Here is a 13,216-nt window from a genome sequence, read left to right as displayed (position 1 = left end):
GGCCTGTTGAGCTTAGGTTGAAAATTTTACTGCTTCAGGCGCTCAAACCCGGCTTTCAGGTCATCAAGCAGGTCATCAACGTGTTCCAGACCAATATGTACCCGCACCAGCGTGCCGGTGAAATCGACACCCCCCGCCGGGCGAATTGCAGCCAGTTCTTCCGGCTGGTTAGCCAAAATCAGCGACTCATAGCCACCCCAGGAGTAAGCCATGCTGAAGTGGTGAAAACCATCGAGATAAATCGCCAGCTGCTCGCTGCTCAGCTTCTCATGCAAAATAAACGAGAACAGACCGCTGCTGCCGTTGAAATCGCGCTGCCAGAATTCATGGCCTTTGCACTGTGCCAGCGCCGGATGATTTACGCGCGCCACTTCCGGTCGCGCCGCCAGCCATTCCGCCACCTGCAATCCGCTCTCTTCATGCTGACGCAGACGGGTGCCCAGGGTACGCAGGCCGCGACTCGCCATATACGCGGTGTCGGCATCGACCATCTGGCCCATCAGATAGGAGTTCTCACGCAGCTGATCCCAGCAGCGCGCATTGGCGACGGCGGTGCCAATCATCGCATCGCTGTGACCAATCAGATATTTGGTGCCAGCCTGAATCGAAATATCGACGCCATGCTCCAGAGCGTTAAACAACACGCCCGCCGCCCAGGTATTATCGATCATGATAATGGCGTCCGGCGCTACTGAGCGCACCGCAGCGACGATAGCCGGGATGTCCTGCACTTCCATGGTGATGGACGCAGGGGATTCGAGAAACACCACGCGGGTGTTGGGCTGAACCAGCGCGCTGATTTCACTACCGATGCAGTGATCAAAAAAGGTGGTGGTAACCTGAAGTTTGCTCAGGATTTTGGTGCAAAAATCCTGCGTCGGTTCATAGACCGCGCCGCTTACCAGGATATGATCGCCCGCTGCAACGAAAGAGAGGATGGCGTTAGCAACCGCTGCGGCACCACAAGGATAAAGAACGCATCCGGCGCCGCCTTCCAGTTCCGTCATCGCGTCCTGGAGGGAGAAGTGCGTCAGCGTACCGCGACGACCGTAGAACAATTCGCCTTTCGCCCGTCCGGCGGTGGCGCGTTTTTTATCGGCTACGGTATCGAAAACCAGCGATGAGGCGCGCTGAATAACGCTGTTCACTGAGCCTTGGGTGTAACGTTTGCTGCGTCCCGCGCTGACCAGCGTGGTGTCTATTTTTTTCGTTGCCATCACTGCCTTTCCTGCCGCATTTCACAAAGCAACCACGTTACCACGAATCCAGCCTGCGAGTTGACCCTGATTGCGGAATATCAGAGTTCCACCCTGGAATAAGCCGGCGTCGCCTGGCGGTGACGAGGAAAACGTCTGCTCACCCGGAAAATGGTTAAAAACCTTCCTCGCTGGATACAGAAGCAGCAAAATTTGTGGAGAAAAAGCGCACCTTTCGTTTGTAAATAGTAATGAGAACTACTATCAATTCGCACTTATAATTTGTTATGATCCGCGCTCGATCGTGAACTGTGCAATTGAAGTTGGAGACGCAGCGTGGTAGCCAGTGATTTGATGCAAACGGACCTCTCCGTTTGGGGCATGTATCATCATGCCGATATCGTGGTAAAGGTGGTAATGATTGGCCTGTTGCTGGCCTCCGTTGTTACCTGGGCAATCTTCTTTGGCAAATATGCTGAGTTGAGTTCAGCGAAACGTCGCCTGAAGCGTGAGCATGTCGCGCTAGGCGAAGCGCGTTCGTTAGACGACGCCTCACGTACCGCCACCAGCTTCAAAGGCAACAGCCACAGCCTCGTGCTGCTGAACGATGCGCAGAATGAGCTGGAGCTTTCCGCGGGTGCAGAAGACACCGACGGCATTAAAGAACGTACCAGTTTCCGCCTTGAGCGTCGTGTTGCGGCATTCAGCCGTCACGCAGGTCGCGGCAATGGCTTCCTCGCTACCATCGGTTCGGTCGCGCCGTTTATCGGCCTGTTCGGTACCGTATGGGGCATCATGAACAGCTTTATCGGCATCGCTCAGACGCAAACCACCAACCTTGCCGTGGTTGCGCCGGGTATCGCTGAAGCGCTGCTGGCTACCGCCATTGGTCTGGTGGCTGCTATCCCTGCCGTTGTCATCTACAACGTGTTTGCCCGTATGATCGCCAGCTACAAAGCCTCGCTGGGCGATGTGGCCGCACAGGTACTGCTGTTGCAGAGCCGCGATCTCGATCTGGGTAAAGTGAACAACGAAGTGGCTCGTGCGGCTACCGCTCAGAAACTGCGCGTAGGGTAATTACCATGGCGATGCGTTTGAACGACGACATGGAAAACGATGGCGAAATGCATGAAATCAACGTGACGCCGTTTATCGACGTCATGCTGGTTCTGCTGATCATCTTTATGGTGGCCGCGCCGTTGGCCACTGTAGATGTCCGCGTCAACCTGCCAGCGTCTACCAGTGCGCCGCAGCCGCGTCCGGAAAAACCCGTTTATCTGTCAATTAAGGAAGATAATCAGGTCTTCATCGGTAATGATCCGGTGAGCAAAGAGACGCTGGTGAATGCGCTGACTGCGCAGACCGAAGGCAACAAAGACACCACTATCTTCTTCCAGGCAGATAAGTCGGTAAGTTATGAAACCCTGATGTCAGTGATGGACCAGCTACGCGAAGCCGGTTATCTCAAGATTGGACTGATGGGAATGGAGACGGTGAAGAAATAATCTCACCGAATCTGACAAGGGCGCCGCTAAGGCGCCCTTTTTGTTTGCTGAGGGGAATCAACCCAAATGGTTGCCGCCGGTCACGCCATGCACCTCTGCCGTGACATAGCTCGATTCCGGCGACGCCAGATAAACATACACGCCCGCCAGTTCCGCAGGCTGCCCGGCCCGGCCGAGCGGCGTTTGTTCGCCAAATTCCGGCAGTTTCTCCGGCAGCTGACCGCCCGCCACCTGGAGCGCGGTCCAGATTGGACCCGGCGCCACGCAGTTTACGCGAATGCCTCTAGGGGCGATCTGCTTCGCCAGCCCGCGGGTATAATTGAGAATCGCCGCTTTGGTCGAGGCATAATCGAGCAGATGGGCGCTCGGCTGATATGCCTGAATCGACGAGGTGGTGATAATGGTGCTGCCCGGCGGCATATGCGGAATGGCCGCCTGAGTAATCCAGAACAGCGCGAACACGTTGGTCTCGAAGGTTTTGCGTAACTGCTCGCTGCTGAGATCGGCGATATCCTCCACCGCCACCTGTTTACCGGCCACCAGCGCCAGAATATCCAGCCCGCCAAGATGCTCACGAGCCAGCGCCACCAGCTGCTTACTAAAGGCTTCGTCGCTGATATCGCCCGGCAGCATGATCGCTTTACGTCCGGCTTCACGGATCAGCGCTGCCACCTCATCGGCATCACGCTGCTCCTCCGGCAGGTAAGAGAGCGCCACATCGGCCCCTTCCCGTGCATAGGCAATGGCGGCAGCGCGCCCGATGCCGGAATCTGCGCCGGTCACCAGCGCCTTACGTCCCGCTAAACGCCCACTGCCGCGATAGCTGGTTTCACCACAATCCGGCACCGGACGCATGTCCGCCTGGAGTCCGGGCGCGGGTTGGCGCTGCACCGGATACTCACCGTGAAAATATTGCGTACGGGGATTTTTCATTTTGTCTTGGTGACTCATGGTTCCTCCTTGGCTGTTTTTTCACACTTTTCAAAGGCTAGAACATTGAGGGGCGCTGTCGAGGCCGGAAACATCTTTCTGCGTGAATGGCTGAATTTGCAGCTAAAGTAGTGAAGCGGCAAAGTTAACAAAATATTTAAAAATGCGAATAGACGCGTGAACAGGTCAATTATCCTGTGGATTTGCATTGTTAATTTTCGGTTACGTATAGTCACACCTTTGTAAACTGCAATGGTGAAGTGGATCACATTCAATTGGCGGCTGGCAGGCTAAAAGAGGATAAAAAACCCATGGAAGACAATATGAGCACAAGTCCATCTTTACAAAAGCCATCGCAAAGCGGTGCCAAAACCATCTTTAGCGTAACCAGCGGTAATTTCCTTGAAATGTACGATTTCATGGTCTTTGGTTATTACGCTACCGCGATCGCGAAAACCTTTTTCCCCGGTGATGACCCCTTTGCCTCATTGATGCTGACGCTGATGACCTTCGGGGCGGGCTTCCTGATGCGTCCACTGGGCGCTATTGTGCTGGGTGCCTATATCGACCATCACGGTCGTCGTAAAGGGCTGCTGCTGACGCTGGGCCTGATGGCGATGGGTACGCTGACCATTGCGCTGGTGCCGGGTTACGCCACGCTCGGTGCGGCGGCGCCGGTGCTTATCCTGCTGGGCCGCCTGTTGCAGGGCTTCTCGGCGGGCGTTGAGCTGGGCGGGGTGTCGGTATATCTGGCGGAGGTCGCGCCGAAAGGGCGTAAAGGCTTCTATGTCAGCTGGCAGTCAGGCAGCCAACAGGTGGCGGTGATCTTTGCCGCGCTGCTGGGTCTCGGCCTGAACCATTTGCTGGAAAAAGACGCGGTTACCGACTGGGGCTGGCGTATTCCGTTCGTTATCGGCTGTCTGATTGTGCCGTTCCTGTTCTGGATTCGTCGGATGCTGGAAGAGACCGAGGCCTTCAGCCAGCGTAAACACCATCCGAGTATGCGGCAGATTATGCGTTCGGTGGGACAAAACTGGGCGCTGGTGCTGGCCGGGATGCTGATGGTCGTCACCACCACGGTGATGTTCTATATGATCACCGCCTTCACCCCGACCTTCGGTAAAACGGTGTTGATGATGACCGATAAGCAGAGCTTCCTGGTGACGCTGTTTGTCGGTATTTCCAACCTGTTCTGGCTGCCGGTGATGGGGGCGCTATCGGACCGCATCGGCCGTCGTCCGCTGCTGATTTTCTTCACCATTCTGATGATTCTCACCGCCTGGCCGGTGCTGCACTGGCTGGTGGGTTCACCGACCTTCAGCAACCTGCTGATCGCCGAGCTGTGGCTGTCGTTCCTCTATGCCAGCTACAACGGTGCGATGGTGGTATATCTGGCGGAAATTATGCCTGCGGAAGTGCGCGCCTCCGGTTTCTCGCTGGCCTACAGCCTGGCGACGGCGCTGTTTGGCGGTTTCACCCCGGCGATTTCCAGCTATATGATCCACGCCACCGGCGATAAAGCGATGCCAGGCGTGTGGCTGTCATTTGCTGCGGTGTGCGGTTTGATTGGTACGCTGCTGATTGGTCGCATGGTGAAGCAGTATCGGTCGCGCCACAGCGGCGCGCCGGTGAATGCCTCGATGTAAATGCCTGACCCGGTCGGCCCTGCTGCCGACCGGTTCCCCCCGCCTCAAAACGATAAATCCACCACCACGCTGTCCGTGTAATTCCCTGCCGCCGGGGTATTCTGCGATGTCAGAATCTGCGCCGTATAGGTATAACCGCGCGTCAACCCATCGGTGCTGAGCGTGGTGGAGGTGGCGCTGCCCCAGCGATCGGTGCCGGTCGGTCCCCAGCGCGTGGTCGTGGTGGTTCCCTTGTAGATGTCATAACTCAGCCGGTTGGTGCCGCTGGCCATATTGCGCACGCTGTTGGCGGCGTAGCTGCCATTGCTCAGCCCCACGGTATAGGTGCTGCCTTTGCTGCATACCACGTTGATGGTCTGCTGCACGGTGGAAAAACTGCCGACCAGCGGTGCGCTGCCAAAACTGATATTCGGGGCGGTGATGGTGGTGCAGTCATTCGATACCACCACGGAAACGGTGATTGGGATGGTGCCGGTACCGGTTTGCGGCGTCAGGCAAAGCCCCAGCAGGCTGACGCTGGTACAGATGTTATAGGTGACATAGACGTTAAGCGTCACCGTATAAGTGCCCGCCGCCACCGTTTGTCCGGCGACGGTTTGCAGATAAACCGGCAAGGCAAAGTTCAGGCTGCCGAGCAGTCCGGCCAGGTTCACCAGCACGGCCTGCGAGAAGGTGTAGGTCGAACCGCCAACGGTGAGTTCCGTACCGCAGGCGCTATCCATACACAGGCGTACCGGAATGTTATCGGTGCTGCTGCTGCCGCTGACTTTCATGGTGCCGCGTGTACCGCTGACGTTGGTGGCGTTGGCCAGCTGGAAGGTAATCACGTTACCTGACAGCAGCGACAGCGCAGTGCCAGAGCCACAGTTGACGTTGGCGTTGGTCGAGGTGGTACTTACCGTGGAATTGATGACGAAAGTCGTCACCGGGCCGAAACTGGCGGTTGAACTGGGTAGCGTACAGGCGGCGCGCGCCAGACCGGGCAGCAGTAACAGCGTCAGTACAATCAGGATCTTCTTCATGGTGTGATGCCTGCGGTGGAGTTGTCAGTATTCGGCAATGCGGCACCGGCGGGTGGCGGTGGCAATGCGCAGGTGAGGGGGCCATAGGTTTTCAGCGCCTGTGGCTGGCCGCTGGGGATATCGAGTTCGGTGCGGCAGCTGCGACCGTCCGGCGTGGTGACCTGAATCGGATTGCTGGCAGTCAGATTCTCCATCCAGGTGATACCATCCCAGCCGACGTATTCGGTTGCCTGACCGGCGCGCAGCACCTGGCTGGACACCGGGAGCGGCTGGCCGTTGCTGTCATGCAAAATAACGCTGGCCGAGCGCAGCTTCTCCACCGGGAAATTCAGCAGATAGCCACTCTGACGCTTCACGGCAAAACGTTGCTCAACGCGCGGCGAGGTCATGTCGGCAGGCAGATCCAGCGTATCGATGTCGTACTTCGCCGGATAATAGCTACTGATGGATGGTACCAGCAGATACCCCTCTTTATCGGTACGTCCCATCGACTGGTTTTCGTAACGCACATTCACGTCCGGGTAATTGGTTTTCACCAGCACAAAGGCGTCGTTGATCTGATTGGCGACGAACAGACGATCGTCCATCAACACCAGCGCCCCGGTGAAATCAGCCCATTGGGTGGTGTTATCGCTATCGCCATAGAAACCTGCCGAGGTATCCACTTTGTTGTTGCGATAGCGCAGGCTGCCCTGACGGTAATCGCCGCTATCGCCGCCCTGATTGGCCCAGGAGGCATCCCAGGAGATGCCGCCGTCGCTCGGCATGGCGCGTGACAGATACAGCCGCTGGTTGTTTTCCCCTTGCTGATCGCGCTCCATGCTGATTGACGCGCTGCCCTGCTCGCCAAACGGGATCACCAGTGAAATCGCGCCGCTCCACTCCCGCTGTTGCTGATCGCGACTGGCGGAGATATACAGGCTGCTGTTGCCCCACAGGTTTTTACTCCACGACAGGTTCCACAGCCGCGTGCGTTCACCGTCGCCGCTGGCGATATCGAGGTAGGCCAGCCCAAGGCTGCCGTACTGGTTCATCGACACGCTGGCGGTATATTGCGCGCTGCGGCGCGACAGCGAGTAGGTGGTATCGTTCGAGTCGCTACGGTTGCCCATCAGCGCCAGGTTGCCAAAGTCGACGGTGCGCAACGTATGCTGGGTGCCGAGGCTGAGCCAGCTGTTGTTGTACTGATAACCCCAGCTGTACTGCGTGCCGGGTTTGCCGTTCATCTGGCTCTGCGCCAATGCGCCGTTCACCACCCCCCAGCTTCCGAGCTTTAGCTGGCCGCCCGCGCCGCCCATCGCCACGTTATCGCTGCCTTCGGCGTGGGTTTCCAGCGTCAGCCAGTTGGTTAAGCCGTAACGGTACGATCCGCTGGCGGCAGCGGCGCCGTAGTCGAAGTTTTTGATGCCATAGTTTTCGCGTACCGCCCCGGCGGAGAAGGAGTAGTCGGACAGACCTTCTTTCAGCAAATTGCTGGAGACATAAAAGGGCAGCGTGGTCGTGACCTGACGCCCCACCGCATCGGTGGTGGTGATCACCGCATCGCCGGCGCCGTTGACAAAGGGGACATTGGTCAGCGACCAGGGACCGGGCTGCACGTTGGCCTGGCTGGAGCGGTAGCCGTTGATAAACAGATCCACCGTGGAGGGTACTGCCGCCTGGCCGGAAAATTGGGGTAACGGATAGGTGACCAGATCCGGGCGGACACTGAAATCGCGACCAATCTGCACCCCGCCGAGACGGACGCTGTTGGTCCAGGAGAGGGAATCGGTGATTAAATCTCCGGCGCGCCAGCTGAGAATGGCGTTCTCGTTCTCGTTGCTCCACCAGGTATCGTAACGGATATAACCGTCATCCTGCTGCGGCGTGCTGCCTTCCAGCTGCTGCTGCCACACGCCGTTACTGGAGAATTGTCCGGCGCTGCCAAACAAACGCAGCTCATTCCAGGTGGCGAGCCGTGTACCGCTGTTGTCGGTGCGGGTGGCGTAGAAGTCATAGTTGAGCAGCGCGCCGGTGCTGGTTTGGCCGGGATAGCGCGGGCCATTATGGGCCTGACCAATCACCTGGCCCGGCAGCCAGGCGGGCGGCACCGTCAGCAACAGGCGCTGACGCTGGTTGTCATACTCCACCTTTACGCCGTTCAGCTGGTTCACATCAATCTGCTGTCCCTGCAATTTGTCCGCCGGGATACCGGCGCGTTCCAGATCGCCGCGCCGCAGCCAGAATTCGCCATTCTTCTGTTCGACCGGCACGATATTGCCCTGTTCGCCCTCATTGACCACCAGCTCCAGCATGTACTGCTGTCCTGATGCATTGCTTTGCAGCGCAGGCGGGGGCGGCAGCTCGGAGAAGGTCTCCGCGCTGCTTATTAAGGGGACTGACCAGCACATTACGCTGGTCACTGCCAGCGCACAGGGGTGCGGCGAAAATCGCATCAGCGCACGGCTGCGCTACGCCAGTGGCCTTTATTTATGTCGGCCTCCAGCTCTCCACTGACCCTGCCGTTCAGCGGCCAGCGATTGCTGCTGTTTGCCAGCACATAACCGAACAGGCCATCACCCATTTTGCGTCCGCCGATAGTGACATTGCTCAGACGCGCATGGCCGTCGCCGCGATTGGTGAGTTGCAGCCAGTGTCGGCCCTCGCTGTTTTCTACCTGCCAGCTGAGTTCCGGTTTGGCGCTGTCTTCGGTCAGACCGCTGCCGTAGACGAACAGCGGCACGGAATAGCGCATCTGGAAGGTCAGCCCGGCCTGATTTTCACCCGGCGTGCGCGGCGTGGGGATCTCGTCCAGCACCACGCGATACGCCAACTCCTGACCGGCGCCTGGCGGCGTCTGCTTGATTAAGCGCACCAGCTGCTTCTGCCCTGGTTCAATACGGACCAGTGGCGGGCTGGCAAGGATCTGCGTCTGGGTCTGGTACTGCTCGCGCTGATTCACCTGCTGCCAGGTAAAAATACGCACCTGCATCAGGGTGGTGGCATTCCCGCGGTTCTCCAGCCACAGCTCGCTGGCTTTTTCATCAGGGTTGATGGCGGGATCAATCGGCCAAATCATCAGCGAATTGGCCGCATGGCTCAGGAAGCTGAACGGCAGAAGCCACAGCAGGAGCAGGGCGCGCAGTTTTGTCATCGGTCTTTCCTTCTTCGTTGCGCCATCACCAACTCAGGGTGACGGTTAAGGTGTCGGTATAAACCCCGGCGCGCGTTGGGCCGGGCAGTTGGAGCAAGCCGTAAATGGGTAGAGTGATGTTGTTGGCGTTGCTGTAGCTGAGCGCCACTGCTGAATTCACCGGGATCGCCGTGGTATGGGCGGCATTGGTATACAGGCGGTAGGCGATGGTGTTGCCATAGCTGGCCAGCACAAGGTTGCGGGTGGTGGTGTAGTTGCTGCCGCCGTTGATTGACATGCTGACGGTGGTGCCTGGGGTACAGGCCAGCGTGATGGCGGAGTTCTGGACATAGCTGGTACTGAGGCTGCCGCTGGCAAGGCCAGACTGGGAGCCAAAATCGAGCGTGCCAAAAACGCCGGTATTGGTACCGGAGATTACACAGCCTGCCACCACTGAGGCGGAGACCTGAAAGGTTGCCGTTGGCAACCCCCAGGCATTGACACTCCCTATCAGCAGGGCCAGGCCGCCGGAAATGCGCGTCCATTGATGCACCACGGCCACCCTGTTTAACTGCAACGCGCGTCTCAGTAATTCACGGCAACGTTAATCGTATCGGTGTAAGTGCCTGCCGGGATCAGTGGGTTAAAACCGCCGCCGACCACGCGACCATAAATGGCATAGTTGGTGCCCAGGGTCGGGTCTGTGGTGCCGCTGGCGGCGATATTGGTGTTATTGGCGATGGCGGTGGTGAAGGCGGCGTCGCTATAAAGCGTATAGGCAATACCCTGAGTATTGTTGGATCCGAGGATCAGGTAACGCGGCTGGCCGGAGACCGTACCGTAAATGGTCGCGGGTGCGGCATTGCTGCTGCTCACCTGGACGTTATAGGTCTGGCCGGTGGTGCAGCGCACATAGATACCGTTGCCGGAAGCCCCCACCAGGGTGGCATTCAGGGTATCAAAGGTGGCGGCGCTGCTACCGAAGTTTAACGTACCAAAGTTAACGCCAGTAGTGGCGGATTGACCATTCACCAGACAACCGGTTGTCAGGGTGAGTGTCGCATTTATGGTTCCCGTTGTGGTGGCGGCGAAAGCAGCATACGGCGGGATTGTGGCACCCAGGCTGGCGGCCAAAAGAAAAAGCTTGAGTTTCATAATCATTCCTTACTGATTATTGGAGGTCAGTGCTTTTTCACCTGATGATGTCTTTATGAAATAAACCGAAAATTAACAAGGTGCCTGCTCTGGCGACACAACGAACGCCCTTGCCGGCTAAGAATATTCCTGGAAGGCAGGGAAATGATTTATATCAGTTTTCTTTACTATAGTTCAGCAAAGCGAAGCCTGTGAGGTCACCGGGAGATTTTTCCCTAATCAATTCCCGCGATTCGCCGATAATGCAGTGATAGCAAGGGGTAACGGGACATTAAAAAAACTAAACAAGGAGTTATTGCTGCTACTACCGCGCAGCAGGGTTCAGTGTTATGTTCATACATTAATCAGACAAAATAACGAATCCCAGCTCAGCGATAGATGATGAAAATAAAAAATGCCCGTGCGCTAGTCCCAGTTAATACTGGTACGGTTAGTGGCTGAATCGCATTGCTAAGAAATAACAGACCTTAATGCATGTTTTTTAATCTTTGTTGCTGTTTGACGATTCAGCACCTGCTCGCTAGCGGGTTAGTGAGGAGCGCTCATGTTGCTGGTTTCCTGGGATAGCGTTCTGGTGACGGTTTCATTAATCGTTGCTTTTATCGCCTCGTTTACAGCGCTGGATACCGCCGGACGCGTCGCGGTATCCCGTGGCTGCCTGGCCCGTTTTTGGCTGATTGCCGGTGGTACAGCGATGGGCATTGGCGTCTGGGCGATGCATTTCATCGGGATGCTGGCGATGATGCTGCCGATGACCATGCGGTACGATATTCTCCTGACGTCGCTGTCTTTGGCGGTCTCCATTCTTGGCGCCATCTTTGCCTTCGCCCAGGTGGTGCGTGGCAGCCATCTGACGTTGCGCCGTCTGCTACGCGGCACCCTGATCCTCGGCAGTGGAATCGTGGCGATGCACTATATCGGCATGAATGCGCTGATGATCGATCCCGCCATCCAGTGGAACTTCAGGCTGGTGGCCTTCTCGGTATTGATTGCTTATGCGGCATCTGGCGTGGCGCTGTGGCTGGCGTTTCATCTGCGTCGCGGCGATGCGCTGCTGATCATGCGCAGCTGCGCGGCGCTGGTGATGGGGGTTGCGGTTGCCGGAATGCACTACATCGGCATGGCCGCTGCACAGTTCAATAACACCAGCAGTATGATGGAGCATGGCATGAGCGACCAGGGGCTGGCGGTGTGGGTCACCATCATCACCCTGAGTATTCTTGGCGTCACGCTGCTGATCTCGATGCTGGATGCGCAGCTGCGCGCAGCCAGGCTGGCCGCCAAACTGAAACATGCCAACAACGAACTGCGTCAGCTGGCGATGCACGACAACCTCACCACCTTACCCAACCGGGTGCTGCTGGATCAGCAACTGGATGCCGCCATTAAACACGCCACCCTCAACGACCAAACTTTCGCGCTGATGTTTATGGATCTTGATGGCTTTAAAGCCGTCAACGATACCTGGGGACATCACGTTGGTGACCGCTTACTTATCGCCGTGTCGAGGCGTCTGAGCAATCAGCTGCGGGAAGAGGCAGTGCTGGCGCGGCTGGGGGGCGATGAATTTGTATTGATGACCCCGAACTGCGATGGTTTGCAGGCGGCGACGCTGGCGCAGCGGCTGGTCACCACCATCGATGCCCCTTTTGAACTGGATCGGTATTCGCTGCGCGTTTCGCTTAGCGTCGGCATTGTTATCTTCCCGCTGCACGGTCGCAGCAAGCAGGAGATGATGTTCAACGCCGATTCGGCGATGTATCACACCAAACACAACGGGCGTAATGGCTGGTGCCTGTTTGAACCGGCGATGAGCACGGTGGCGCAGCACCAGCTGGCGCTGGCGAATGATTTGTGGAACGCGCTGGAGTTCCAGGAGATGCGTCTGTTCTACCAGCCGAAATTTCGCGCCGGCGGCACCTTGCTGATGGGCTTTGAAGCCTTGCTGCGCTGGCAGCATCCGCGACGCGGGTTACTGATGCCGGATCTGTTTCTGCCGCGAGCCGAGAAAACCGGACAGATCATCGCGCTGGGAAATTGGGTGATCAACGAAGCCTGCCGTCAGCTGCGTCAGTGGCATAACGAAGGACACAGCAACTGGAGCGTCTCGGTTAACCTGTCGGCACTGCAATTTCACCAGCGCGATCTGATCGAAAGCGTCGGTGCAATTTTACGCCAGCATGGGTTGCCGGAAGGGTCGCTGATGCTGGAGATCACCGAGACCATCGCCATGCGCGATCCGCAATTCAGTCAGCAGCGCATCGCCGAGCTGCACCAGCTGGGCGCCAGGGTGGCGATTGATAACTTCGGCATTGGTTACGCTAACCTGCTGCATCTGAAACATCTGGAGGCCAGCGAGCTGAAGATTGATCGCACCTTCATCAATAGCCTGCGTGCCGACAGCGAAGATGCCACCGTGGTCAGCGCTATGATCACCCTGGCGCAAAGCCTGAATTTGCGCATGGTGGCAGAAGGGGTAGAAACCGAGGAACAGCAGCGCTTATTAACCGGGCTGGGCTTCGATACGCTACAGGGCTACCTGCTGGGCAAACCGACACCGGCCGATCGCATCGGCGAATTTACCCATGCGGCCAACTCACCGCTTAATTTTCCTGACAATGTGGCACCGCTGGCCGGGGCCTGACGAGTA

Annotated in this window: 11 protein-coding genes; 4 read left to right on the top strand and 7 right to left on the bottom strand. The window is 57.5% G+C overall.

Features of this window, described 5'->3' with window-relative positions; genetic code table 11:
- Positions 1-26: 26 nt before the first annotated feature.
- Positions 27-1,217: a cystathionine beta-lyase gene (gene metC, locus AC6I8V_RS17180; RefSeq protein ID WP_497843428.1), complete on the bottom strand. Its 1,191-nt coding sequence runs from the start codon at positions 1,215-1,217 to the stop codon at positions 27-29.
- 333 nt (positions 1,218-1,550) lie between these two features.
- On the opposite strand from metC, the gene exbB reads away from it, so the two are divergent.
- Both exbB and exbD read left to right on the top strand, forming a co-directional pair.
- Positions 1,551-2,273: a tol-pal system-associated acyl-CoA thioesterase gene (exbB, locus tag AC6I8V_RS17175; RefSeq protein ID WP_497845865.1), complete on the top strand. Its 723-nt coding sequence runs from the start codon at positions 1,551-1,553 to the stop codon at positions 2,271-2,273.
- A 5-nt stretch (positions 2,274-2,278) separates the two neighbouring features.
- The gene (exbD, locus tag AC6I8V_RS17170; protein ID WP_497843427.1) at positions 2,279-2,701 is read left to right on the top strand and encodes a TonB system transport protein ExbD; all 423 of its coding nucleotides are present in this window, start codon (positions 2,279-2,281) and stop codon (positions 2,699-2,701) included.
- Between the two features lie 57 nt (positions 2,702-2,758).
- Here the strand turns inward: exbD and AC6I8V_RS17165 are convergent, their stop codons facing one another.
- Positions 2,759-3,652: an SDR family oxidoreductase gene (locus AC6I8V_RS17165; protein WP_497843426.1), complete on the bottom strand. Its 894-nt coding sequence runs from the start codon at positions 3,650-3,652 to the stop codon at positions 2,759-2,761.
- 302 nt (positions 3,653-3,954) lie between these two features.
- Between AC6I8V_RS17165 and AC6I8V_RS17160 the strand changes: the two genes are divergently transcribed.
- Complete coding sequence (locus AC6I8V_RS17160; RefSeq protein WP_497843425.1) at positions 3,955-5,277, top strand: MFS transporter; 1,323 nt, start codon at positions 3,955-3,957, stop codon at positions 5,275-5,277.
- A gap of 44 nt (positions 5,278-5,321) precedes the next feature.
- On the opposite strand, the gene AC6I8V_RS17155 is transcribed toward AC6I8V_RS17160, so the two are convergent.
- From AC6I8V_RS17155 to AC6I8V_RS17135, 5 genes are read right to left on the bottom strand one after another with little or no spacing between them, the layout of a single operon-like run.
- Positions 5,322-6,299: a Csu type fimbrial protein gene (locus AC6I8V_RS17155; RefSeq protein ID WP_497843424.1), complete on the bottom strand. Its 978-nt coding sequence runs from the start codon at positions 6,297-6,299 to the stop codon at positions 5,322-5,324.
- Positions 6,296-8,737 carry a fimbria/pilus outer membrane usher protein gene (locus tag AC6I8V_RS17150; protein WP_497845864.1) on the bottom strand — a complete coding sequence of 814 codons (2,442 nt, stop codon included), beginning with the start codon at positions 8,735-8,737 and terminating at the stop codon, positions 6,296-6,298. Before AC6I8V_RS17150 ends, AC6I8V_RS17155 begins: the two co-directional genes overlap by 4 nt.
- The gene (locus AC6I8V_RS17145; RefSeq protein WP_497843423.1) at positions 8,734-9,432 is read right to left on the bottom strand and encodes a fimbrial biogenesis chaperone; all 699 of its coding nucleotides are present in this window, start codon (positions 9,430-9,432) and stop codon (positions 8,734-8,736) included. Before AC6I8V_RS17145 ends, AC6I8V_RS17150 begins: the two co-directional genes overlap by 4 nt.
- A gap of 25 nt (positions 9,433-9,457) precedes the next feature.
- Positions 9,458-9,967 (bottom strand): Csu type fimbrial protein, encoded by a 510-nt coding sequence (locus AC6I8V_RS17140; RefSeq protein WP_497845863.1) that lies wholly within the window; start codon positions 9,965-9,967, stop codon positions 9,458-9,460.
- A gap of 29 nt (positions 9,968-9,996) precedes the next feature.
- Positions 9,997-10,566 (bottom strand): spore coat protein U domain-containing protein, encoded by a 570-nt coding sequence (locus AC6I8V_RS17135; protein WP_497843422.1) that lies wholly within the window; start codon positions 10,564-10,566, stop codon positions 9,997-9,999.
- Positions 10,567-11,110: 544 nt separating this feature from the next.
- On the opposite strand from AC6I8V_RS17135, the gene AC6I8V_RS17130 reads away from it, so the two are divergent.
- Positions 11,111-13,210: a putative bifunctional diguanylate cyclase/phosphodiesterase gene (locus AC6I8V_RS17130; protein ID WP_497843421.1), complete on the top strand. Its 2,100-nt coding sequence runs from the start codon at positions 11,111-11,113 to the stop codon at positions 13,208-13,210.
- Positions 13,211-13,216 lie beyond the last annotated feature (6 nt).

It is taken from the genome of Pantoea sp. X-Soil-TKNS-1207 (genome assembly GCF_059730485.1).
The sequence above is the reverse complement of the archived record's forward strand: the minus strand, read 5'-3'. Positions and strand labels throughout refer to the sequence as shown.

Bases quoted from the DNA above. Each gene is read 5' to 3' on its own strand.
- metC (WP_497843428.1), bottom strand. From the start codon at position 1,217: ATGGCAACGAAAAAAATAGACACCACGCTGGTCAGCGCGGGACGCAGC.
- exbB (WP_497845865.1), top strand. From the start codon at position 1,551: ATGCAAACGGACCTCTCCGTTTGGGGCATGTATCATCATGCCGATATC.
- exbD (WP_497843427.1), top strand. From the start codon at position 2,279: ATGGCGATGCGTTTGAACGACGACATGGAAAACGATGGCGAAATGCAT.
- AC6I8V_RS17165 (WP_497843426.1), bottom strand. From the start codon at position 3,652: ATGAGTCACCAAGACAAAATGAAAAATCCCCGTACGCAATATTTTCAC.
- AC6I8V_RS17160 (WP_497843425.1), top strand. From the start codon at position 3,955: ATGAGCACAAGTCCATCTTTACAAAAGCCATCGCAAAGCGGTGCCAAA.
- AC6I8V_RS17155 (WP_497843424.1), bottom strand. From the start codon at position 6,299: ATGAAGAAGATCCTGATTGTACTGACGCTGTTACTGCTGCCCGGTCTG.
- AC6I8V_RS17145 (WP_497843423.1), bottom strand. From the start codon at position 9,432: ATGACAAAACTGCGCGCCCTGCTCCTGCTGTGGCTTCTGCCGTTCAGC.
- AC6I8V_RS17135 (WP_497843422.1), bottom strand. From the start codon at position 10,566: ATGAAACTCAAGCTTTTTCTTTTGGCCGCCAGCCTGGGTGCCACAATC.
- AC6I8V_RS17130 (WP_497843421.1), top strand. From the start codon at position 11,111: ATGTTGCTGGTTTCCTGGGATAGCGTTCTGGTGACGGTTTCATTAATC.